Raw genomic sequence first — 24788 nt, 5'->3', positions numbered from 1 at the left:
ATGTTCACAATTTGTACAAAAAATTATTTTCCAAAAAAGCCTTTTAATGCGAACGCGACGTTTTGCGGGCGTTCTGCAAGCCGGCGCATAAAATATCCGAACCAATCGTTTCCGAACGGTACATATACGCGCATAGTGTATCCTTCTTTCGCTAATTGTTGCTGCATATCTGTTCGAAACCCATACAACATTTGAAACTCGAATTGCTCACGTGGAATATTATTTTCTTTAACAAATTTTTTTACTTTTTCAATAATATGATGATCGTGTGTTGCAATTGCTGTATAGCTTCCGCTCAATAAGTGAAGTCGAATGATGTTCATGTAGTTTTCATCGACTTGTTGCTTATGTTGAAACGCCACTTCCGGCGGCTCTTTATACGCACCTTTCACTAAACGAAGCGATACACCTTTTAAGTTTTTTACATCTTGTTCCGCGCGATATAAATATGCTTGAATGACTGTTCCGACATTATCATACGTTTGCCGAAGCTCATGCAAAAGATCGAGCGTCGCTTGACAATGCCCTGAATCTTCCATATCAATGCGCACAAAGTTGTTATATCGTTTTGCTGTGTCAACAATTTGACGCATATTATTTAAACAAAAATTAAAATCAATGTCGAGTCCAAGTTGTGTCAGCTTCACAGATAAGTTGCTACGAACTCCTGCCCGATGAATAGCTTCTAACGTGCGAATGTTATACTCTGTCGCTTCGATTGCCTCCTCGCGACTAGAAACAAACTCCCCTAAATGGTCAAGCGTACAAACAAGTCCTTTTTCATTCAGTTCACGCACTTTTTTGATAGCGCTTTCAATCGTTTCCCCCGCAACGACTTGGGAAGCTCCAAAACGGAGCCCCCATTTTCTCGCTGCTTGATTTAACATTTTACTTTGCGAAGCATACAAAAAGATGTTTTTCGATAATTGTGCAAACACCGTATTCACCTCTTTTAAAACATTTCGCTCACTGTTTTTGCTTGCATGTGCAACAATAAGTAGTCTGGGCCACCGGCCTTCGAGTCCGTTCCCGACATATTGAAACCACCAAACGGATGGTACCCAACAATCGCTCCTGTGCAGCCGCGATTGAAGTATAAGTTACCGACATGAAACTCCTCGTGCGCTTTTTCTAAATGATGGCGATTATTTGAAATGACTGCTCCTGTTAATCCGTAGTCTGTATTGTTTGCCACTTCAAGTGCTTCATCGAACGTGCGCACTTTCGTGAACGCCACGACTGGACCGAAAATTTCTTCTTGCATGATGCGCGCAGTTGGAGCGACATCCGAAAAAATGGTTGGTTTAATAAAAAACCCTGTCGCGTCGTCACCTTCTCCACCTGTTACGAGTTTCCCCTCTTGTTTTCCAATTTCAATGTAGTTCATAATTTTATCGTACGACGCTTGATCGATGACAGGTCCCATGAATGTACTTTGCTCTTCAGGGTTGCCTACTTTTAATTGTTTCGTTAACGTAACGACACGGTGAAGCACTTCGTCATATACATTTTCTAACACGATGGCACGCGAGCATGCCGAACATTTTTGTCCTGAAAAACCGAATGCGGAAGCAACGATCGACTGAGCGGCTAATTCAAGATCAGCATCTTCATCAACGATGATCGCATCTTTTCCTCCCATTTCAGCAATGACTCGTTTCAACCACTTTTGACCTGGTTGAACGATCGCCGCCCGCTCATAAATACGACAGCCAACAGCACGCGATCCAGTAAACGAAATAAAGCGCGTTTTTGGATGTTCAACAATATACTCTCCAACTTCTGCTTCGCCGCCTGGTAAATAGTTTAATACACCTGCAGGAAGACCCGCTTCTTCCATTAGCTCGACAAATTTAGCAGCGACAATTGGCGCGCGGTCAGACGGTCGTAAAATAACCGTATTGCCAGTCACAATTGCAGCCACCGTCGTTCCTGCCATAATCGCAAGCGGGAAGTTAAACGGAGAAATGATAAGTCCGACACCGAGCGGAACATAAAAGAAGCGATTTGCCTCTCCCGGACGGCTTAATACCGGAACACCTTCCGCAAGCTTCATCATTTGTCGGCCATAATACTCTAAAAAGTCAATTGCTTCCGCTGTGTCAGCATCTGCCTCTTTCCACGGTTTGCCGACTTCTTTTACGAGCCATGCCGAAAATTCATGTTTTCTTCTTCTTAACATTGCGGCTGCACGAAACAATACGTCCGCACGCGCTTGAGGTGATACGCGCTTCCACGTCTCAAATGCGGAGAGAGCAGCAGCCATTGCCTCATCAGCGAGCGCTTTTGTCGCCTTTGAGACGACACCAACGACTTGTTGTTTATTCGCCGGATTGATCGACACGACTTTTTCTTCCGTGACGATTCGTTTTCCTCCGATAATCAGTGGATATTCTTTTCCAAGCTGCCCTTCAACATGCGCAAGTGCTTGACGAAAAGCATCCGCTTCTTGTTGGCATGCAAAGTTTGTAAATGGTTCATGTTTGTACTCTACAGTCACATGCATCGATCCTTTCACGATTTTGTCACATATTCTACGATTCATTATAATTTATACTTTCTGAAAATTGTTTGTCGCCTATGCATAATCATTTCGACTTATTTTTGTTGACCGTCCACAACACTTTCCTTATATTTGTATAAAAGGAGATCGATATATAACATCATCCGTTGCTCAAAATCGTGAAGCGGAAGAGCGGCGATTGCTTGCATACGTTTTAACCGATAGTTTAACGTATTCGGATGAATGTACAAACTTTCTGCCGTTTGTTTCATATTGCAGTCGTGTCGGATGTATGCACGAAGCGTATGTAAAAAATCTGTCCCGTGCTGTTCGTCGTATGTTTTCAGTTTTAATAATGCTTCGTTTTTATACCGGCGTTGCTTATATTGTTCGTATATAAACGGAAGCATGCGATAAATCCCTAAGTCTCCATAAGCATGTGGCAACGGCTCATCCATATGTTTTTTTAAATGGATGACTTCCATCGCCTCTTTGTAGCTATCGCGCAATGCTCGTATTCCGACATATTCGTTGCCAATGCCGACAAGAACATCCTCATCTATACGACAGCGAAAATCTTGTTGCAATTTCGCTACAACCGCTTTTGTGGTCGCCATAGAGCGTTGAGTTGTCGTGTCGCCAACAACGAGCAAAAAAGGATGATAGTGATGAATAAAAAAGGTCGGGGCGTGCATTGTTTTGATAATAAATGTCAAGTATTGGCGAATATCATCTTTCTTTTCCTCGTTCACTACTTGGAAAACGGAAACAGTAAATGAAGAAGGAAGTGCTACTCCAAGCACTTGCGCCTCAATGTGAAAATCTCGCTCACTCATATCACGATATTGAATATAGCGAAGGAAAAGATTGTTCACTTCTTCTAGACGTTTATATCGTTTTCCGACTTGTTCATGCAACACATATGCTGCTTCTTTTGCGACTTCTTTCATCCGCGTTCGCTGCTTCTCTGTCAAATGATCGAACGATGCTTGCACCCAAAGATATCCGTACACTTTCCCGGCATGTTTTAAACAAATGACAGCACGAGCACCGAGATCTATATCAGGAAGCGGAGGAATGCTAACGACCTCGTCTGTTTGTTCAATCTTTTGCATCCATCCGTGTTCATGTAAATAATGAAAAACGTGGGCTGAAGCCCGCTTGCTTAAAATGGTGCGCATACGCACTTCATCTGTTTCGTCATGATGTCCACTATATGCAAGCAATTCAAAGTCACGCGATTCAATCGTCACAGGGTGCTGTAACTCTAAAAACAATTGATCGACGAGCTGATATAACGACATAAAAATCCCCTCCTCCTTTTATTATGCTTGATCAAAGGCGTGAAAAAAAGACTTCGGGCAGCCCGAAGTCTTTTTCTATTAACGTTTTCCTTTGACATACGGCGTACCGAGCGCTTTTGGCGCATCCGCACGTCCGATAAATCCAGTTAACGCTAAAATCGTTAAAGCATACGGCAAAATAAGCAAATAAACAGTCGGTACGTTTTTCAAAAACGGAATCGCCTGTCCGACGATGCTTAAACTTTGCGCAAATCCGAAGAAAAGAGCTGCCCCCATCGCGCCAAGCGGGTGCCATTTTCCGAAAATCATTGCAGCAAGCGCCATAAATCCTTGACCAGAGATCGTCGCATGGCTGAAATCGCGTGAAATAATCGTCGCATAAATCGAACCGCCAATTCCTGCAAGTGCACCGCTTAACATCACTGCGATGTAGCGCATTTTTGTCACATTAATCCCCATCGTATCTGCCGCCATCGGATGTTCCCCAACGGCACGAAGGCGAAGTCCGAACGGTGTTTTATAAATGACGTACCATACGACAGACGCTAATACAATCGCTAAATAAGATGGCAAATATCCGTTTGAAAATAAAATCGGACCGAGAACAGGAATTTTACTTAAAATCGGAATATCAATTTTATCAAAACCAACTTGTACTTGGTCTGTCTGTCCTTTTCCATACCACATTTTAACGAGGAACAACGATAACCCTAACGCTAAAAAGTTAATCGCCACCCCGCTAACGACTTGGTCAGCACGAAGCGAAATGGCTGCTACTGCATGCATAAGCGAGAAAATGGAAGCAACAACCATCGCAACAACGATCGCAAACCATGGGGTTAGTTCACCGAACTGGTCAGCAAACGTTAAGTTAAATACTACACCAGTAAACGCTCCGATGACCATCAAGCCCTCTAATCCGATGTTGACAACGCCGGAGCGTTCGCTAAATACGCCACCAAGCGCCGTGAAAATGAGCGGTGCCGCAAAGAAAATCGCGGAAGGAATAATAATTTCAAGGATGTTTAACATTTATTTTCCCTCCTTTTTCAAGCGCGTAAGCACAAGACGAATTAAATAGCTAGAAGCAACGAAGAAAATGATCAACGCAATGACGATGTCAACAAGTTCTGTCGGCACATCGGCCGCTGATGGCATCTCTAACGCTCCGACTTTTAACGCTCCAAATAAAATGGCTGCTAAAATAATTCCAAACGCATGGTTTCCTCCAAGGAGGGCAACCGCAATTCCATCGAATCCGACTCCAGTAAATCCCGCTTTAACGGAGACGTTTTCAAATGTCCCTAATCCTTCCATTGCTCCAGCAATACCGGCGAATGCCCCTGAAATAACCATTGCCAATACGATATTACGGTTCACGTTCATGCCGGCGTAGTGCGACGCATGTTGGTTAAAGCCGACGGCGCGGAGTTCGTATCCTGTCGTCGTTTTCTCAAGCAAGAACCACATGACAACAGCCGCAATTAACGAAATAATAATACCGTAATGAAGCGTGGAGTAATCAGTTAAAGACTGTAAAAACTCTGAACGTAACGATGCTGACGGATGAATTTTTTCCGATTTAAAACCTTGATCGGATAAAACGGAACGAATGACCGCATTCGATACGTATAGCGCAATATAGTTCATCATAATCGTCACGATGACTTCATGGACGCGGAAACGCGCTTTTAAAAAGCCGGGAATAAATCCCCAAAGCGCACCTGCAAGCGCTGCCGCAACAATTGCTAACGGCAAATGAATGACCTTTGGAAGTTCAAAGGAAACGCCGACCCAAACGGCTGCAAGCCAACCAACGATGAGTTGCCCTTCTACCCCGATGTTAAATAGCCCTGTACGAAACGCGAAGGCAACCGCTAACCCCGCTAAAATATATGGTGTCACTTGACGAATCGTTTCCCCAATATAATATCGATCACCGAAAGCCCCATACAATAAAGCAGAATATCCGGCAATTGGGTCATAACCGCTCACGATCATGACAATGGCGCCTGCAATAATTCCAAGAATAACCGCAAAAACAGGGACGAGAATATTCGTTAGACGATTTTCACTCATGATGATACACCTGCTTCCTTCCGTTTGCTTCCTGCCATCAATAAACCAAGCTCTTGTTCTGTCGTTTCTTTCGGGTCGACAATGGCGACAATTTTCCCTTCATAAATGACAGCAATGCGATCGCTAACGTTCATAATTTCATCTAGCTCGAACGAAACGAGCAAGACAGCTTTTCCTTTATCACGTTGTTCAATGAGACGTTTATGAATAAACTCAATCGCTCCAACGTCAAGTCCACGCGTCGGTTGTGCGGCAATGAGTAAATCTGGGTCGCGATCTACTTCCCGTCCAATAATTGCTTTTTGTTGGTTTCCTCCTGATAATGCGCGCGCTTTCGTATATTCATCTGGCGTACGAACATCGAATTCTTGAATGAGCTGACGCGCTTTGTCGTAAATAGCTTTGAAATTTAAAATGCCTCGTTTAGAATATGGCTCTTTGTAATATGTTTGAAGCACCATATTTTCTCCGATCGGGAAGTCAAGAACAAGCCCATGTTTATGACGGTCTTGTGGAATGTGCCCAACACCTGTTTCTGTAATTTGTCGCGGTGTTAAGTTGCGAATTTCTTTCCCATTTAAACGAATCGATCCCGATTCAGATTTCGTTAAACCTGTGATCGCTTCGATCAGCTCTGTTTGTCCGTTGCCGTCCACCCCTGCAATACCGACAATTTCACCTGCGTGTACCGTCAAATGCAAGTGATCGACAACAGTAATTCCGCGCGAATCTTTCACGACTAAGTCTTGAATTTCGAGTACAGGTTTGCCGACTTTTGGCGGTTGTTTTTCTGTTTTGAAATGCACTTCACGTCCGACCATTAACGCAGCGAGCTCGTTCGGATTCGTTTCCGATACATTTAACGTGCCGATGCCTTTCCCGCGTCGAATGACGGTCACGCGGTCGCACACTTCCATAATTTCTTTCAACTTATGCGTAATTAAAATAATCGATTTTCCTTCACGTACAAGCGCTTTCATAATTTGAATAAGTTCTTGAATTTCTTGAGGTGTTAACACGGCCGTCGGTTCATCGAAAATTAAAATATCTGCCCCACGATATAACGTTTTTAAAATTTCTACACGTTGTTGCATTCCGACAGAAATGTCCGCAATTTTCGCCTTCGGATCAACCGCTAAGCCGTAACGCTCTGATAGCTCACGCACTTCTCGTTCCGCACGCTCAATATCAATTTGTCCACCTTTTGTCGGTTCGCTTCCTAAAATGATGTTTTCAGTTACGGTGAATGTATCGACAAGCATAAAGTGTTGGTGCACCATTCCGATCCCTAAGTCGTTGGCGACGTTCGGATTGGCAATGTTCACTTTTTTTCCTTTGACGCGAATTTCCCCACCATCCGGTTGATACAGTCCGAATAGCACGTTCATTAACGTCGATTTCCCTGCGCCGTTTTCGCCTAATAGCGCATGAATTTCCCCTTTTTTCAGCTGCAACGTAATGTTATCATTGGCCACAAAATTCCCAAAAACTTTGCGGATGTTTAGCATTTCAATTACGTATTCCAAACGTGATCCACTCCTTATATGAGCATGGTTTACATCACTAAATGAAAAGCTGCAACATGTTGCAACCCTTCATTTAGTGAGTTCTCCGAAGGAAAGGATCCCTTCGGAGAACGATCATTTACCTATTTCAACTCGGCGCGAGTTGTAGGAACTTTCACTTCACCGTTAATAATTTTTTGTTTCCATTCGTCAACTTGTTTTAACACGTCTTCAGGAACGTTGTTTTTCGTTGTTGGTGCAATACCTACACCATCTTCTTTTAAGCCGTACTCAACTGCTTGACCGCCAGGGAAGTTTCCGTTTTTCGTTTTTGTCGCTAAGTCGTATACAGCAACGTCAACGCGTTTTACCATCGATGTTAACGTTACGCTTTTATCTGTTCCAGGCACTTTTCCTTCTTCGTATTGGTCGCGGTCAACACCGATGACCCAAATTTCTTTGTTCGGATCTTGCTTTTTCAAGTCGATCGCTTCAGAAAACACACCGTTTCCTGTCGCACCAGCCGCATGATAAATCACGTCAATACCAGAAGCATACATGCTTGAAGCAATTGCTTTTCCTTTGTCCGCTTTGTCAAACGCACCTGCATATTGCACTTCGACTGTCGCATTTGGATTGACAGCTTTTACACCTGCGATAAAACCACTTTCGAATTTCTCAATTAATGGAATTTCCATCCCACCGACGAAACCGATTTTATTCGTCTTTGTCATTAAGCCAGCGACAACCCCAACGAGGAACGAACCTTCGTGCTCTTTAAACGTAATGCTCGCTACGTTCGGTTTTTCTACAACGCTGTCAACGATAGCGAATTTGTTATCTGGTTTTTGTTCCGCAATTTCCGTAATGGCATCTGTCATTAAAAACCCGATACCGAAAATTAGATCAAAATCGTTACGTACAAGTTTATTTAAGTTTGTCGCATAGTCCGCATCACTTTGCGACTGTAGATAGTCATAGCCGCCTTTTCCTTTTTTCAAGCCGTTTTCTTCACCAAATTTTTGTAAACCTTCCCATGCTGATTGGTTAAACGATTTATCATCAATTCCACCAACGTCTGTAACCATCGCCACGCTAAATTCGGACGCTTTTCCTTCTTCTGTTTTCGGCTCTTCTTGCCCTTGTTGACCACAACCACCAAGAATTAAACCGGCAGTTAATAATAAAGACATGGATAATCCAAAACGCTTTTTCTTCATCAATCATTACCCCCTCAATTTTCAAATATGGATCAGCAGAAAAGTGAAATGTAAACGAACCTTCTCCCTCCAATGTCACCTCCTTCATAGAATAAGCATGTTTATAAGCTACACGCGTTTTCGTAACACGTGGAAGCTAAACTTATCTGATTTAAAATAGTCGATCGAATATAAGATCGGCTCGTCATTTTCGTCAAAATGCATTTGTTTTAAAACTAAAAGCGCAGTTTCCGGCTCGCATTGCAAAACCGGTGATACTTTTTCATGATAACCGAGCGGTTCAATGTGTGTAACAGCGTACGCAATATACCGATTCGCTTCATTATGTAATATTTCTAATAACGACTCGTTTTCATAAGCAATTCCTTTAGGTAAATATTTACAAGGAACTTTATCAATACAATACACAACCGGTTCGTTATTTGCTGTGCGCACTCGCTCGACAACGAGCAAATCTTCCTCTTTATGACATTGAAAGCGCTTTATATCATCTTCAGTCGGTTTCTGAATAGAAGAAGATAAAAAAATCGTTCCTGGTTTGCGTCCGGCTTGGCGAATCATCTCCGTCACGCTACTTAGCTGCTCAATGCCAGAGGTGAACATCGGGCGGGAACTAACGAACGTTCCAACGCCGTGGCGGCGGATGATGACATTTTCTTCTTCTAACACTCGCAAAGCTTCACGCAACGTTGCGCGGCTAACTCCTAACTGTTTGGCTAATTCAAATTCCGAAGGGAGTTTTTCTTTTTCCTTATATACCCCTTGTTCAATATCTTTTTTAATCCGATCAATGACTTGTAAATATAAATGTCGATGATCTGTTTTAACAGACATTCACCATCCCCCACCTTAGATATCAGACATCTGATGTTAGACAAATTTCTTACTAATAATATAACATTTTTTTGCCCATAAATAAATAGCGAATAAAAAAATTGTCGAAAAAAGTCGTATAAAATCATATGTAAGCGATTTTAATAATATATCATTATTATGTCCCATTTATACAAAAAAGAGGCTTACTTTTAGCCTCTTTCATGACGTTTTTGCTTGATCGCTCGGGGATACGAGCACCGCGCGCGGCTTACTTCCTTCATAAGGCCCGACAATACCACGCGCTTCCATCGCATCAATTAAACGTGCCGCCCGATTATAGCCGATGCGGAACCGTCGCTGCAACATAGAAACGGATGCGCTTTGCATTTCGATGACAAGCTGAACCGCCTCATCAAACAGCTCATCATCAAACGCTTCTTGCGGCTCATCATCTTGCGCCATCATCGTTTCTTCATATTGCGCTTGTTGTTGTGAAATAACATATTGCACGACCGCTTCCACTTCTTGATCGGAAACGAAAGCACCCTGCACGCGAACGGGCTTAGAGGCACCGACAGGTAAAAAGAGCATGTCCCCACGCCCGAGCAGCTTTTCGGCCCCTCCCATATCTAAAATCGTGCGCGAGTCTGTTTGTGACGATACGCTAAACGCGATGCGCGATGGAATATTTGCCTTAATGACGCCCGTAATGACGTCAACGGATGGACGTTGCGTCGCGATAATTAAATGAATGCCTGCTGCGCGCGCCATTTGGGCAAGACGAGTAATGGAATCTTCTACATCGCTTGAGGCAACCATCATTAAATCTGCTAGCTCATCCACAATAACAACGATATACGGTAAAAGCGGTTGTTTCGTTTCCGCAGTCTCATTATGACGCTCAATATATTCGTTATATCCTTCAATATTGCGCGTGCCTGTATGTGAAAATAGTTCATATCGCCGTTCCATTTCGCTTACGACTTTTTTTAACGCTTGGGACGCTTTTTTCGGATCTGTGACAACCGGAGAAAGCAAATGCGGAATACCATTATATACGCTTAATTCAACCATCTTCGGATCAATCATCATCATTTTTACTTCATGCGGCTTTGTACGCATAAGCAAGCTAACGATTATGCCATTAATGCATACGCTTTTTCCGCTCCCTGTCGCGCCAGCAACAAGTAAATGTGGCATTTTGTTCAGTTCGGCAAGCACCGCTTGTCCGGATATATCGCGTCCGAGTCCGATTAGCAACTTCGCCTCCCGTTTGTCCGCTTCCTTCGCTTCTAGCACTTCACGCAAAGAAACCATCGCAATTTCTTCATTCGGCACCTCGATGCCAATAGCAGATTTTCCAGGGATCGGTGCTTCCATACGAATGTCTTTTGCGGCGAGAGCAAGCGCTAAATCATCGCTTAAACTAACAATTTTACTTACTTTTACACCGACATCTGGGTATACCTCATATCTTGTGACGGCTGGACCAATATGCACTTTCGTTACTTTTGCCTTCACGCCAAAGCTTTGAAACGTTTTTTCAAGCTTGCGAGCATTTTCATAAATGTTTTCTTTTTCTCGTGATTGATCGACCGCCTTTGGTGGAGAAAGCAAGTCAATCGGTGGCAAAGCATAATCTGTTTCATGCGTTTGCGTAAATACGATCGGCTTTTCTTCTTCCGCTGCTTCATTAAAATTAGAAATGACAGGACCTTCGCTTTCTTTTTCCTCCGCTTCATCTTCCTCTTTTTCTTCGAATGCCGTCACCACTTCAATGTGTGGCTGAGGTTGCTTTTCTTTTTTCGGACGACTCAAAAACGAACGAACATCTGAAAGAACTGCTTTCGTTTGCGTCCGCATAAATGAAATGAACCATTCAATCCCTTTTCCAGCAGTATCACGTAACGTTTTTCCCGTTAAAAGCAACAGACCGATAATCATCAATATGGAAGCGATCCATTTTGTTCCTAGCTGATCAAATAAATAATAACTAATCGTATACAGTAGGGCACCGAGCATGCCACCGCCCAAATCAGAAAAAGAACCGTTTTCTCCGCGCACATCTGCCCAAAATAACTCCCATGTCGTCTGAATAATGCTCGGATTTACTAATTTTCCATTCCGCGATAAAATGTTGAACAACGTTTCGTGACTAAATAGTAATAATGAAAGAATGATTAAATACAATCCGACGAGCACGCGTTGAAAAAACGGAGGCCACGCTCGCTTCCAAATGATGTACAACGACGTCATAAGCGCTCCTAACAACGCAACAATGTACCACTCCCCTAAAAAAAAGCGCGTTGTAAAAACGAGTGAACGTCCGACAGCGCCGACATTTGCCATCGCAATGACCGTGCATGCTAACATCGTTAAACCGATGAGTTCGAAACGCAATGTTTTTTTCCATTGTTCTTGTTTGTTTGTGCGACGTTTATTTTTCTTTCCCATATTTCGCCCACTCCAACATATAAGATGAAAAAGCAGCCAACAGGAGAAGCGTGGCTGCTTGTTCTTATTATACCATAAATTGTAGCGATGTCGCACAAAGTTTTGTGCCCGGCTCATACGTTAAATAATGCTGTGGATCACTACTTAGTAGCCGAACGATTTCATACTCATTCGTTTCCGTTTGTTGTACAAGTAAAGGGATCCCATGATAATAGACCGTTCGTTGCTTTTTATACGCTGATTCATCTGTTTGAAAAATGATAAATGGTGAAACGACCGTATGTAAAATCATTGTAACATCGCCCCTTGTTGATTCGAATGATCGATCAGCTCTCGCAATTTGCGCATCGCTTGCGAAAGCCCGCCAACCTCATCAATTAAGCCGTACTTCACAGCGTCCGTCCCGACGACATTCGTTCCAATATCCCGCGTTAAATTTCCTTTTGAAAACATAAGTTCTTTCAATTTCTCCTCACTAATATGTGAATGCTTTACGACAAAATTCACGACCCGTTCTTGCATTTTATCCAAATACTCAAACGTTTGTGGAACGCCGATGACAAGACCCGTCAAACGAATCGGATGAATCGTCATCGTCGCCGTTTCTGCAATAAACGAATAGTCGCACGAAACCGCAATCGGCACACCAATCGAATGTCCACCGCCGAGCACAATCGAAACGGTCGGCTTAGACATCGATGCTAACATTTCAGCGATCGCCAACCCTGCCTCCACATCGCCGCCTACTGTATTTAATACGACAAGCAATCCTTCAATATTTGGGTTTTGCTCAATCGCCACAATTTGTGGAATGATATGTTCATACTTCGTCGTTTTATTTTGTGGTGGCAATTGAATATGCCCTTCAATTTGACCAACAATTGTTAAGCAATGAACGGTCGAATCTGAAGAAAGCTGCGGAACATTCGTTTGACCGAGTTGCACAATATTTTCTGCCGGAGACGGCTTCGTTTCCTCTTGAGATATATCTCGCTCGTCCATAACACAATCCCCTTTCTGTCGTGTGATGTCGTTAGTATACGTGAACATCGTCTTATTCATACAAAAAACACCTGCGCATCGCAGGTGTTTTCTTGACTTTGAGCATGTTATTTTACACTTCCATAATAATTGGTAAAATCATCGGTTTCCGTTTCGTTTTTTCAAATAAATATTGGCTAAGTGCATCGCGAATGTTTGTTTTTAATGAAGACCATTCAATAACGTAATCTTCCATACTTTTTTCAACAATCTCTTTGACGATTTTTACAGATTCTTCAAAAAGCGTTTCTGACTCACGCACGTACACAAAACCGCGCGAAATCATTTCTGGACCGGCAACGACGCGTTTATGTTGCTTACTTAATGTGACGACAACGATCATAATACCGTCTTGTGAAAGTAAACGGCGATCACGCAACACAATGTTGCCTACATCTCCAACGCCCAACCCATCAATTAAAATTTGACCGCTCGGCACCTTCCCACCAAAACGGGCGTGACCGTTGCGAAATTCGATAACTTCCCCTTTTTCAATTAGAAAAATCGCATCTTGACGAATGCCGACCGCTTGGGCAATTTTCCCATGCGCCTTTTGCATACGAAACTCTCCGTGCACCGGAATAAAATACTTCGGCTTCATAAAATTCAACATTAACTTTAACTCTTCTTGATAACCGTGTCCGGACACATGCACGCGACGCTGACCGTACACGACGTTCGCTCCTGCCCGATATAGCGCATCAATCGTTCGGGCAATAAACAGTTCGTGTCCCGGCATTGGAGAAGAAGCAACGATGACTGTATCCCCTTCTTTAATATTAATATATTTATGTGCTTGTTTCGCCATGCGGGCAAGCGCCGCCATCGGCTCCCCTTGATTGCCTGTCGTTAAAATGACTAAGTCACGATCGTTGTAGCGATCAACTTCATTCATCGGAATAATCATATTTTCATCAAACTTTAAATATCCAAGGCGCACTGCAATATCGATCACTTTATGCATATGACGGCTCATAATGACGACTTTTCGTTTATGATCGCGTGCAGCATGCAACACTTGTTGAATGCGCGTAATGTTTGATGCAAAACAAGCAACGATAATGCGTCCATCTGCATTGTAAATCACATCGGAAATTTCTTGTCCGACAACCGCTTCAGAACCCGTATATCCCGGTTTTTCCGCATTCGTGCTATCGGATAGTAAGCAAAGCACGCCTTGCGCTCCAATTTGCGCCATTTTTCCAAAATCGGTACGACACACTCCTACAGGCGTTTGATCAAACTTAAAATCGCTTGTGTACACAATGGCCCCCTGCGATGTGCGAATGCTGACGCCAAGGCAATCCGGGATGCTATGATTCGTTTGGAAAAACGATACAACCGCTTTATCAAATACGATTTCACTATCTGCATGTATTTCTATACGCTTCGCCTTGGATGTGATCCCTTGCTCCTTTAGTTTTTCTTCCATGAGCGCAAGAGTCAATTTTGCTCCGTACACAGGTACAGTAATTTTTCGTAGCACGTACGCGATCGCCCCAATATGGTCGTCATGGCCGTGCGTTAAAAAAATGCCACGAATACGCGCCTGTTGCTCAACTAAATACGAAATATCAGGAATGACCATATCAATGCCAAACATTTCGTCCTCTGGGAACATAAGCCCAGCATCTAGGACGAAAATGTCTTCATCTACCTCGACGACGTACATATTTTTTCCTACCTCTCCGACGCCGCCAAGGGCAAATACACGTATTTTCTCTGCTTGTTTCATCATAAAATCCTCCTACAGTCAAACAAACTAGCCCGCTCAAAGTCACTTACATCCATTATAACTGATTCAACAATAAAAAAGAAAGGGATGAATTCCCTTTCTTTTAACCTTGCAGTACATGCATGAGTTGCAAGCGTTCTTGCTCCGTTAGTGGCACGAGCGGAAGACGAACAGAACCGACATCCAATCCTTTCAACTGTAAAGCCGTTTTTACTGGCACAGGACTTGGGGCAGCAAATAACGCCTTCATCATTGGCAACAGCCGTTGATGCATCGCTGCCGCTTCCTTATTGTCTCCGCGCATAAAGGCTTGAATCATTTCTTTCATTTCGTTTCCGATAATGTGCGAGGCGACAGAAACGACACCGCTTCCCCCAATAGCTAATACAGGAAGTGTCAATCCGTCATCTCCGCTATACAACATAAAATCATCACGCGTTTTTGCGATAATTTCTGTCATCGCGTCTAAATTGCCGCTTGCGTCTTTCACAGCGACAACGTTTGGAATTTGCGAGAGGCGGACAATCGTTTCAACGGAAATATTGACAACCGCCCGCCCCGGAATGTTGTACACCATTACTGGTAACGATGTGCTCTCTGCAATCGCCTTGTAATGTTGATAAATGCCTTCTTGGTTCGGTTTATTATAGTAAGGGGCGACGATCATGACCGCATCGACACCAATATGTTCTGCTTTTTTCGTCAACTCAATGGAAGCGCGCGTATTATTGCTTCCTGTTCCTGCAATAACTGGCACGCGTCCGTCTACAACTTCAACGACGTGGCGAAAAAGCGCCAATTTTTCCTCTGTCGTCAACGTCGGAGATTCCCCTGTCGTTCCAGCAACAACGAGCGAATCGGTGCCGTTTTCGATTAAATAATTAACTAATTGCGTCGTTTTCGCAAAATCGATGTTCCCTTTATTGTCAAATGGTGTAACCATCGCTGTGGCAATTTGACCAAATTGAACCACAATATTTCACTCCTAACTCCATTCATATGATTCAGCCGCAGCCGGCTGTTTAGCAAGCTGAAACGCTTCATGAAGCGCATTGACCGCTTCTTTTAAATGTTCTTCTTTCACAAGTACCCAAATCGTCGTATGGCTATCTGCAGACTGCAAAATTTGAATGCCACGCTCGGATAGCGCTGTGACAATTTTCGCTGTAACGCCTGGAACACCGGCAATACCCGCTCCGACAGTCGATACTTTCGCGCATCCTCGGGTAACCGTTGGTTCGTAACCGAGCTTTTGCAACGTGGCGACAGCCCGATCTGCAACATCGCTTGACACGGTATATACGACTCCATTTGGCGAAATGTTGATGAAGTCCACACTAATTCCTTCATTCGCCATCGCTTTGAACACTTCGGCTTGCAAATCGTAATGTCCCTCTTTGGCCGGCACTTTAATTTGTGTAATGTTTGAAACGTGCGCAATTCCTGTTACTAGTCGCTCTTTCACATCGCTTCCTTTTTTCGCAATCGATGTAACGAGCGTGCCAGGCGCATCGGAATATGTCGAACGAATGCGAAGCGGTACTTTTGCTTGCATCGCAATTTCGACCGCGCGTGGATGAATGACTTTTGCCCCTTGATACGCCATGTTACAAATTTCTGTATACGTAACGACATCAAGCGGTCGAGCATTTTTTACGATGCGCGGATCTGCCGTCATCACCCCTTCAACATCGGTAAAAATGTCAATCCACTCCGCACCGAGCGCTGCACCGAGTGCCGCCGCAGACGTATCGCTTCCTCCGCGTCCAATCGTTGTCACATCCCCGTTTTCAGTGACGCCTTGAAAACCTGCGACAACGACAACATCGTGCTCTTTTAAGGCACGCAATAAACGCTCGCAACGCATATCGACGATTTTCGCATTCGTATGGTCTTTGTTTGTGCGGAAACCTGCTTGCGCGCCGGTGAAGGCTGTCGCTTTTATCCCGTGCTTATTTAACATGTTTGTGAATACAACGCTTGAAATAATTTCACCGCACGCCATCAGTAAATCTTTTTCTCGGTTCGTCACATGTGCATTTGCCCCATCAATGAGGCTGAGCAACGTATCCGTTGCATATGGGTCTCCTTTTCGCCCCATTGCTGAGACGACAACAACAACTTTATACCCATCTTGCAGCGCTTTTTCAATATGTTTGCGCGCTAAATTTCGGCCGTGTTCATCGCGAACAGATGTACCGCCAAATTTTTGAACGATTATTTTCAACGTCAACACCTCGATGCTGATTTTACGCTTTTACAAGCCCTAATTTTAAAAGACTTTCTGCAATTTGAACAGAGTTCCATGCCGCTCCTTTTAATAAGTTATCAGAAACGATCCATAAATGGAATGCTGTGTCGCGATCTAAATCTTTGCGAATGCGACCGACGAATACATCGTTTTCCCCTGTGGCATATAAAGGCATCGGGTACAGCTGTTCGCTCGGATCGTCTTGCAGTACAACGCCAGGCGCTTCTTTCAATAATGATTTCAACTCGTCAACTCCTACACCTTCTTTTTCAATTTCAATATATACGGATTCGGAATGACCTGTCATGACCGGAATGCGCACGCACGTTGCTGCCACTTCTAGCTCAGGCATGTGCATAATTTTCTTTGTTTCACTAATCATCTTCATTTCTTCAAATGTAAATCCGTTATCTTGAAACTTATCAATTTGTGGAATGGCATTAAACGCAATTGGATAATGTTTACGGTCTGATTTTACCGGCAAAATTTCTGGTGTCACTTCTTCCCCGTTTAACATTCGTGCCGTTTGCGTTTTTAATTCTTCGACAGCTTGCGCGCCTGCCCCTGATACAGCTTGATATGTCGAGACGATGACGCGCTTTAATCCGAACGCTTGACGAATTGGTTCGAGGGCAACGACCATTTGAATCGTTGAGCAGTTTGGGTTCGCAATAATTCCTTTATGCCAATGTAAATCTGCTTCATTCACTTCAGGAACGACAAGCGGTACGTTTTCATCCATACGAAACGCGCTCGTGTTATCGACAACGATTGCACCGCGTTTCACCGCTTCCGGAGCAAGCTGCTTCGACACCGCCCCTCCTGCGCTAAATAACGCGATATGAACACCTTCAAAGCTTTCTGGCTTCGCTGCTTGTACCTCGATTTCTTCACCTTTAAACATCACTTTTTTCCCCGCTGAACGCTCCGATGAAAGCAACGATAGTTTAGCAATTGGGAAATTTCTTTTTTCTAACGTTTGAATCATTTGTTGTCCGACAGCTCCTGTCGCACCAACGACTGCAACGTGTAATCCTTTTTGTTCCATCACTTCTTCTCCTTCCAACTGATAGACAATTTTAATATCATTTATTTTAGCATATTCATTCATAAAGGAGAGACGTTTTTTATAAATTTTCTTTCAACTGTTTATTTATGAGCGACGATGACCGGCTGAATTTGCCGACCTTCTAGCGCCGCTTCTACCGTATCAAGCAACAACGGCATATGGGCAACCATCGAATTTGGCTTTTTAAACGGATCATCTTGCCCGAACGGAATGAAGTAAATATTTTTCGCTGCCATTAATCGCATTAAGTTAACTCCATTCAAGCCGAGTGCGTCATTTGTCGAAATGCCGACAACGACCGGACGGTGATTGCGCATCGTTGCTTTAGCCGCCATTAATACGGGAGAGTCGGTCATCGCGTTCGCCAACTTGCTCATCGAGTTCCCTGTTAATGGGGCAATGACCATACAATCAAGCGGCAATTTCGGCCCTAACGGCTCCGCTTTTACAATTGTATCAATGACTTGATGACCTGTCATCTCTTCCAGCTTCTTTACCCATTCTTCACCTTTGCCAAACCGCGTATTTGTCGCTTGTACCGTATATGAAACGATCGGTATTACATCCGCCCCTTTAGCAATTAATTTTTCAATTTCGGGCATGACCGCATCGTATGTGCAATGCGATCCTGTTAATCCAAAACCGATCCGCTTTCCTCGTACGTTCATTTTTTATTCTCCTTTCGTTTTTTCAAATCTGCAGAAAGAAGTTGTGCCAGCACATTCGCTACAATTTGCCCCGCTGTTTTTGGAGCGACAATGCCAGGAAGCCCTGGAGCCAATAGCGCTTGAATCCCACGCTTTTCAGCGTAACGAAAGTCCGTTCCACCAGGCTTAGACGCCAAATCAATGATGAGCGTATGAGCAGGCATTTTTGCAATAACGCTTGCAGTCACAACCATATGTGGAATCGTATTAATACAAACATCAATATCTTTTACGTGTTGCTCTAAATCGTTTAAGTGAAACGGCTCTAACGCCATTTCTGCAATGCGCGCTAAATGTTCAGAGCGGCGAGCCCCGACTTTTACTCGCGCCCCTAAAGCAGCAAACGTTCGCGCAACCGTCATCCCTACACGCCCTAAACCTAAAACAGCGATACGCGAGCCGTGGATGGTTACATCTGTATGTTGAATGACCATCATGACTGTTCCTTCTGCCGTTGGAATAGAGTTGTAAATCGCGACATCGTCCCGTTCAAATAGTTGGATATGTTTCCGACCAACCGACTTGATCACATCGTCTAAATAATCGTTTGTAATCCCTGAATAGACGGTACAATGCGCCGGTGTTTGACGAAGTAACTCTTCTGTAAACATCATTTTTTCGTTTGAAAATACCGTCTGAATTTCGCCGTCCATATTCGTTCCGTGAACAGGTAAAATGATGGCATCTACATCATGGAAATCAACCTCATGAATTTTCATTTTCGTTACCCCAGCAAAGCCATGGTCTAATTGATCGAAGCCAACGAGTGACAATTTCGCGTCAAGTTCCATCAATTTCCGAATGACTTCAAGCTGCCGAGCATCCCCACCAATGATCGCAACATGCATTCCTGTCAGCATGAGTTCATTCACCCTCTTATCCAACTAGTTTTTTGCCCATCGTTACTTTCACATCTTATGATATTGCTCATCAAACGGTGAGGGAAAAATGAAAAAAGACACCCATTTGAGGTGTCTAGTCATCTACATCAATTAAAATCATATCAGAGCCAATTTTTTTGACACGGCTCCACGGTACACGTATATCTGTCCCTTCTTTCCGAAAGCCAAACCATTTTGTTGTTGGTATAAGAAGCGCTTGAATTTGACCTGTTCGTTCATGAATTTCCAAATCCGTCTGCCCTAAAATGCCAAGCCGTTCTGCCCGCTTCATATCGACGATTTCTTTTCCGCTCAATTCACTTAATCGCATATGATCCCCCCTTCTTTATCATTGTAGAGAAAAGGCACAAAAAAATGCCTGCAAGTTCATTCTTGCAGGCTTTTTGGCAACTTTCCTTCCGGGCTGATTAGCGCAACAGAGAAGTCATCTGTAAAAATCGTTCGCGCCATGCGGTCGACGCTTTCTTTCGTCACGCGATCGATGCTTTCAATTATTTCATCGAGCGAACGATGGCGGCCGAGCAGAAGTTCATTTTTTCCATTTCGACTCATACGGCTGTTTGTACTTTCTAGGCTAAGCATTAAGTTTCCTTTCATTTGCTCTTTGCTATTTTCTAGCTCTTTTTCCGTAATGCCGTCTTGTTTTAATTGTTCGATTGTTTGCTGAATCGTATCAAACAAAAGATCGAGCTGTTGACTTCCTGTTCCTCCATAAATCGTTACCATTCCACCGTCACGATATGAAGAATGGTATGAGAAAATAGAGTATGCTAATCCACGTTGCTCGCGCACTTCTTGAAACAGTCGGCTGCTCATGCTTCCACCTAAAATATTGTTTAAAATAATTAAGCTATAAATATCTTCATGGCCGATTGGCAACCCGTTAAATCCGATACATACGTGAGCTTGTTCTGTTTCTTTTTTGCGCGCCGTTTTATTCGGATAAAACGTCGGTGCTGTATGCACGTCGCTTCCCTTTTGTCTCGCAAACGTACCGAAATACACTTCTACTTGTTGAATAAACGATTCGTCGACATTTCCTGCGATGGAAACGACAACTTGATCTGGAGTATACGTTTCGTACATGTATTGACGCAACGTATCACCTGTAAATGTCGCTAACGTTTGCTCCGTTCCTAAAATCGGATAGCCGAGAGGATGATTACCGTAGCTCGCTTTGCTCAACAAATCGTGAACGAGATCATCCGGTGTATCTTCATACATCTTAATTTCTTCGAATACTACATTTTTTTCCTTTTGTAACTCATCATCTACAAACGTAGAATGGAAAAACATATCCGCTAATATATCTAAAGCAAACGATGCATGCGTATCTAATACTTTGGCATAATAGCACGTATATTCTTTTGATGTAAAAGCGTTGACTTGCCCGCCAATACGATCAAACGATTCGGCGATATCGCGCGCTGAACGCGTCTTCGTTCCTTTGAAAAACATATGCTCGAGAAAGTGCGAAATTCCATTGTTTTGTTCGTTTTCATTGCGTGACCCGGTGCCGATCCAAATTCCAATAGCTACTGATCGCACCGTTGGAATATGCTCGAGTACAACTCTTACCCCATTTTGACACGTATATGTTTTAATCAATTCCCTTCCTCCTACTTTTTACAATTCTTTCCTCACTTAATAATGTAGACACATCGTCCATTTCGTATTCTTGTTTCTGTAACGATTGAATTAACGGCTCTAACGCTTTCACCGTTGATACAGTCGGGTGCATTAAAATCATCGCCCCATTATGCACTTTCGATGTTACTCGTTCCACTATAACAGATGGAGACGGTTTTTGCCAATCAATTGTATCAACCGTCCACAAAATCGTATACATCCCGAGCTCATGAGCAATATGCACAACATCATCGCGATAGCTCCCGCTTGGGGGGGCAAATAAACGCGGTCTTATCCCTGTCACCGCTTCAATCGCATCGTTTGTTTTGACCATTTGTTCTCGAATCGCTTGTTTACTCATCGTTTTTAAATCCGGATGATTATATGAATGATTGCCAATTTCATGTCCTGCATCTACAATCATTTTCGCAAGCTGCGGGTTTTCTTTCACCCAGCGCCCTTCTAAAAAAAACGTAGCACGAACGTTATATTTTTCAAGAATATGTAGCATGTCCGGAATATGCTCACTTCCCCAAGCGACATTAATTAAAAATGAGACCATCGGTTTATCCGGATGCCCCCGATAAATAGGGGATGGAGGTAAATCTGACAAATGAATAGTAGGTCGTACTTGTTTATACACGAGCTGTTGCTCGGAAAATATTCCGCTTCGTTTCATTTGCTTATATGATGCCTCAACATCTACTTCTAATCCGTTGTAGCCTGGGATCGCCTTCCAAACGCGGTCGACTTTCGCATTTTGTGCAGGAATGCTATATTGCTTTGCTTGCTCCATAATTTGAATATATAATGGATCGCTTTGTTTCGTCGCTGTCATATGCCGTAATTCATAAATATATGTTGTCGTCCATGGATTTTGTACAATGATAGCCGCCATACATACGATCATCGCTAAAAAGAGCGCTCGCCGCACACGTCATCCCTCCTTTTCTAATAAAGAGGGTATGTGTAAGAAGGACAAGGTAGAACGAGCGCAAAAAAAATTTTACACACAGCAAAGAAGCCAAGGGGATGCGAACCCAAGGCTCCATTTTTATTGCTCTACTTCTTTTTGATCGCGCAATACAGCTTTACGCGATAAGTTTACGCGGCCTTGTTTATCGATTTCCGTCACTTTCACTAAAATTTCATCGCCGATGGAAACGACATCTTCCACTTTCCCTACGCGTTCTTCCGCTAGCTCTGAAATGTGGACAAGACCGTCTTTTCCGCTAAACAGTTCGACAAACGCTCCGAATTTTTCAATCCGTTTGACTTTTCCTAAATATACTTGTCCTACTTCTACTTCACGAACGATATCTTCAATAATCTTTTTCGCCTTTTGATTCATTTCCTCGTTCACAGACGAAATGAAAATTGTACCATCTTGTTCAATATCAATTTTTACGCCCGTTTCTTCAATAATTTTATTAATTTGTTTGCCGCTCGGACCGATGACGTCGCGAATTTTATCTGGGTTAATTTGCATCGTTAAAATTTTTGGCGCATATTTTGATAGTTCTTTGCGTGGCTCGCTCATCGTCTGCATCATATGTTTTAAAATTTCAAGGCGACCTTTACGCGCTTGCTGCAACGCTTCCTCTAAAATCTCGCGCGATAAACCTTTAATTTTAATATCCATCTGCAAGGCGGTAACTCCTTTTTCCGTACCAGCCACTTTAAAGTCCATGTCGCCTAAATGGTCTTCCATTCCTTGTATATCTGTCAAAATCGTATAGTGCTCTCCATTTTTCACAAGACCCATCGCAATTCCGGCAACTGGAGCTTTGATCGGTACACCAGCATCCATCATCGCCAACGTGCTTGCACAAATGCTCGCTTGAGATGTTGAACCGTTTGATTCTAACACTTCAGATACAAGGCGGATCGTGTATGGAAACTCTTTTTCAGACGGAATAACCGGCTCAAGCGCACGCTCGCCAAGCGCTCCATGACCGATTTCGCGACGCCCTGGTCCACGCATCGCCCCCGTTTCTCCGACTGAGAATGGCGGGAAGTTGTAGTGATGCATAAATCGTTTTGTCTCTTCAATGCCAAGCCCATCTAAAATTTGCACATCGCCGAGTGCGCCAAGCGTACATACGCTAAGTGCTTGTGTTTGACCGCGCGTAAACAAGCCTGATCCGTGCGTGCGTGGTAGAAGCCCGACCGCTGATGAAAGTGGGCGAATTTCATCTACTTTTCGACCGTCTGGGCGCACTTTCTCTTCCGTAATTAAACGGCGCACTTCTTCTTTAATAAGTTTATATACAATTTCTTTTACTTGCTTAATTGTTTCTTCATCCGCTTCTTGTTCCTCATATGCAGCAACAACATCGGCTTTTATTTGTTCCAACGCTGCTTCACGCGCTAATTTTTCAGGCACTTGTACAGCTCGTTTAATTTCGCCTTCCACACGAGCGCGAACGTCTGCTTCAAGTTGGGCATCGAGCTCATAAAGAACGACTTCCATCTTTTCTTTACCGACTTTTGCTGCAATGTCTTCTTGAAATGCGATTAAACGCTTAATTTCCTCATGACCAAACATGATTGCTTCAAGCATCACTTCTTCAGGTACTTCATTCGCCCCTGCTTCAACCATGTTAATCGCATCTTTCGTCCCTGCTACAACAAGGTGCATATCGCTTCGTTCCATTTGAGCAACCGACGGATTAATGACAAATTCTCCATCGACGCGACCGACTGTTACTCCTGCGATCGGCCCTTCGAATGGAATATCAGAAACCGTTAACGCAAGGGAAGAGCCAAACATGGCTGCCATTTCTGGTGAGCAATCTTGATCGACGCTCATGACCATGCTGACGACTTGCACTTCGTTACGAAACCCTTCAGCAAATAGCGGACGAATCGGGCGGTCGATTAAGCGACTAGCTAAAATCGCTTTTTCGCTCGGACGTCCTTCACGTTTAATGAATCCCCCTGGAATTTTACCGACAGCATATAAACGTTCTTCATAGTTGACTGTTAGAGGAAAAAAGTCAACACTTTTTGGCTCTTTCGATGCTGTTGCTGTACTTAATACGACCGTATCCCCGTACCGTACTAACACCGCACCGTTTGCTTGTTTCGCTAATTCACCGATTTCAACGGTTAACGGCCGACCTGCCCAGTCGATCGAAAACACATGTTTTTCATGTTCCATATAAACCGAGTACCCCTCTCTATGTACAAATCAAAAGTTACGTTTGTTTTAGTATAATCAAATATCGGTGCAAATACTAATAAAAAGCGGGAATGCTCCCGCTTTTTACTTATCGGCGTAATCCGAGTTTGTTAATCAATTCACGATAACGGTTGATGTCTTTGTTACGTAAATACGTAAGCAAGTTACGACGGCGACCAACCATTTTTAAAAGACCGCGACGAGAATGATGGTCTTTGCGATGAACGCGTAAATGTTCGTTCAAGTTGTTAATTTGCTCAGTAAGGATAGCAACTTGTACTTCTGGAGAACCTGTGTCAGTTTCGTGAATTTTGAACTGGTTGATGATCTCGTTTTTACGCTCTTGTGTTAATGCCATCCTTGTTCACCTCCTCTTTTTTCAACCCCAA

At 43.5% G+C, this 24788-nt stretch carries 22 protein-coding genes; all 22 read right to left on the bottom strand.

Annotated features, from left to right (window positions below; translation table 11 throughout):
* Positions 1-23 precede the first annotated feature (23 nt).
* The gene (locus tag K1I44_RS04310) at positions 24-938 is read right to left on the bottom strand and encodes a proline dehydrogenase family protein (RefSeq protein ID WP_219985359.1); all 915 of its coding nucleotides are present in this window, start codon (positions 936-938) and stop codon (positions 24-26) included.
* 14 nt (positions 939-952) lie between these two features.
* On the bottom strand, positions 953-2506 hold the full coding sequence (gene pruA, locus K1I44_RS04305) for an L-glutamate gamma-semialdehyde dehydrogenase (protein ID WP_255573211.1): 1554 nt from the start codon (positions 2504-2506) through the stop codon (positions 953-955).
* A 92-nt stretch (positions 2507-2598) separates the two neighbouring features.
* Positions 2599-3807, bottom strand: coding sequence for a PucR family transcriptional regulator (locus tag K1I44_RS04300; RefSeq protein ID WP_219985358.1), 1209 nt, complete (start codon positions 3805-3807; stop codon positions 2599-2601).
* Positions 3808-3885: 78 nt separating this feature from the next.
* The gene (locus tag K1I44_RS04295; RefSeq protein ID WP_219985357.1) at positions 3886-4839 is read right to left on the bottom strand and encodes an ABC transporter permease; all 954 of its coding nucleotides are present in this window, start codon (positions 4837-4839) and stop codon (positions 3886-3888) included.
* Complete coding sequence (locus K1I44_RS04290; RefSeq protein ID WP_219985356.1) at positions 4840-5886, bottom strand: ABC transporter permease; 1047 nt, start codon at positions 5884-5886, stop codon at positions 4840-4842.
* Complete coding sequence (locus tag K1I44_RS04285; RefSeq protein ID WP_003394764.1) at positions 5883-7412, bottom strand: ABC transporter ATP-binding protein; 1530 nt, start codon at positions 7410-7412, stop codon at positions 5883-5885. Before K1I44_RS04285 ends, K1I44_RS04290 begins: the two co-directional genes overlap by 4 nt.
* A gap of 122 nt (positions 7413-7534) precedes the next feature.
* Positions 7535-8611 (bottom strand): BMP family lipoprotein, encoded by a 1077-nt coding sequence (locus tag K1I44_RS04280; protein ID WP_003394767.1) that lies wholly within the window; start codon positions 8609-8611, stop codon positions 7535-7537.
* A 108-nt stretch (positions 8612-8719) separates the two neighbouring features.
* A complete protein-coding gene (locus K1I44_RS04275; protein ID WP_003394770.1) occupies positions 8720-9445 on the bottom strand; it encodes a GntR family transcriptional regulator in 726 nt (241 codons plus the stop codon).
* A gap of 201 nt (positions 9446-9646) precedes the next feature.
* Positions 9647-11881 (bottom strand): DNA translocase FtsK, encoded by a 2235-nt coding sequence (locus tag K1I44_RS04270; RefSeq protein WP_219985355.1) that lies wholly within the window; start codon positions 11879-11881, stop codon positions 9647-9649.
* Between the two features lie 67 nt (positions 11882-11948).
* Positions 11949-12173: a YlzJ-like family protein gene (locus K1I44_RS04265; protein ID WP_219985354.1), complete on the bottom strand. Its 225-nt coding sequence runs from the start codon at positions 12171-12173 to the stop codon at positions 11949-11951.
* The gene (locus K1I44_RS04260) at positions 12170-12883 is read right to left on the bottom strand and encodes a ClpP family protease (RefSeq protein WP_003394777.1); all 714 of its coding nucleotides are present in this window, start codon (positions 12881-12883) and stop codon (positions 12170-12172) included. The genes K1I44_RS04265 and K1I44_RS04260 overlap by 4 nt, the downstream gene beginning before the upstream one ends.
* Positions 12884-12995: 112 nt before the next feature.
* Positions 12996-14657: a ribonuclease J gene (locus K1I44_RS04255; RefSeq protein WP_219985370.1), complete on the bottom strand. Its 1662-nt coding sequence runs from the start codon at positions 14655-14657 to the stop codon at positions 12996-12998.
* Between the two features lie 103 nt (positions 14658-14760).
* Complete coding sequence (dapA, locus tag K1I44_RS04250; RefSeq protein WP_219985353.1) at positions 14761-15630, bottom strand: 4-hydroxy-tetrahydrodipicolinate synthase; 870 nt, start codon at positions 15628-15630, stop codon at positions 14761-14763.
* A 12-nt stretch (positions 15631-15642) separates the two neighbouring features.
* On the bottom strand, positions 15643-16884 hold the full coding sequence (gene dapG / locus K1I44_RS04245) for an aspartate kinase (protein WP_219985352.1): 1242 nt from the start codon (positions 16882-16884) through the stop codon (positions 15643-15645).
* A gap of 22 nt (positions 16885-16906) precedes the next feature.
* Positions 16907-17956, bottom strand: a complete 1050-nt coding sequence (gene asd / locus K1I44_RS04240) for an aspartate-semialdehyde dehydrogenase (protein WP_219985351.1) — start codon at positions 17954-17956, stop codon at positions 16907-16909.
* 101 nt (positions 17957-18057) lie between these two features.
* Entirely contained in the window at positions 18058-18645 is a 588-nt protein-coding gene (gene dpaB, locus K1I44_RS04235) for a dipicolinate synthase subunit B (protein WP_003394789.1), read from the bottom strand.
* Positions 18642-19544, bottom strand: a complete 903-nt coding sequence (gene dpaA, locus K1I44_RS04230; RefSeq protein ID WP_003394791.1) for a dipicolinic acid synthetase subunit A — start codon at positions 19542-19544, stop codon at positions 18642-18644. The genes dpaB and dpaA overlap by 4 nt, the downstream gene beginning before the upstream one ends.
* 115 nt (positions 19545-19659) lie before the next feature.
* Positions 19660-19896 carry a YlmC/YmxH family sporulation protein gene (locus K1I44_RS04225; protein WP_003394797.1) on the bottom strand — a complete coding sequence of 79 codons (237 nt, stop codon included), beginning with the start codon at positions 19894-19896 and terminating at the stop codon, positions 19660-19662.
* A 56-nt stretch (positions 19897-19952) separates the two neighbouring features.
* On the bottom strand, positions 19953-21194 hold the full coding sequence (locus tag K1I44_RS04220; RefSeq protein ID WP_219985350.1) for a M16 family metallopeptidase: 1242 nt from the start codon (positions 21192-21194) through the stop codon (positions 19953-19955).
* Positions 21187-22113, bottom strand: coding sequence for a polysaccharide deacetylase family protein (locus K1I44_RS04215; RefSeq protein ID WP_255573209.1), 927 nt, complete (start codon positions 22111-22113; stop codon positions 21187-21189). The genes K1I44_RS04220 and K1I44_RS04215 overlap by 8 nt, the downstream gene beginning before the upstream one ends.
* A gap of 156 nt (positions 22114-22269) precedes the next feature.
* The gene (gene pnp / locus K1I44_RS04210) at positions 22270-24378 is read right to left on the bottom strand and encodes a polyribonucleotide nucleotidyltransferase (protein ID WP_003394802.1); all 2109 of its coding nucleotides are present in this window, start codon (positions 24376-24378) and stop codon (positions 22270-22272) included.
* A gap of 109 nt (positions 24379-24487) precedes the next feature.
* Entirely contained in the window at positions 24488-24757 is a 270-nt protein-coding gene (gene rpsO / locus K1I44_RS04205) for a 30S ribosomal protein S15 (RefSeq protein ID WP_003394805.1), read from the bottom strand.
* Between the last annotated feature and the right edge of the window lie 31 nt (positions 24758-24788).

It is taken from the genome of Anoxybacillus sp. ST4 (assembly GCF_019448545.1).
Classification (GTDB): domain Bacteria; phylum Bacillota; class Bacilli; order Bacillales; family Anoxybacillaceae; genus Anoxybacillus; species Anoxybacillus pushchinoensis.
This window is presented reverse-complemented; position numbering and strand designations above follow the sequence as displayed.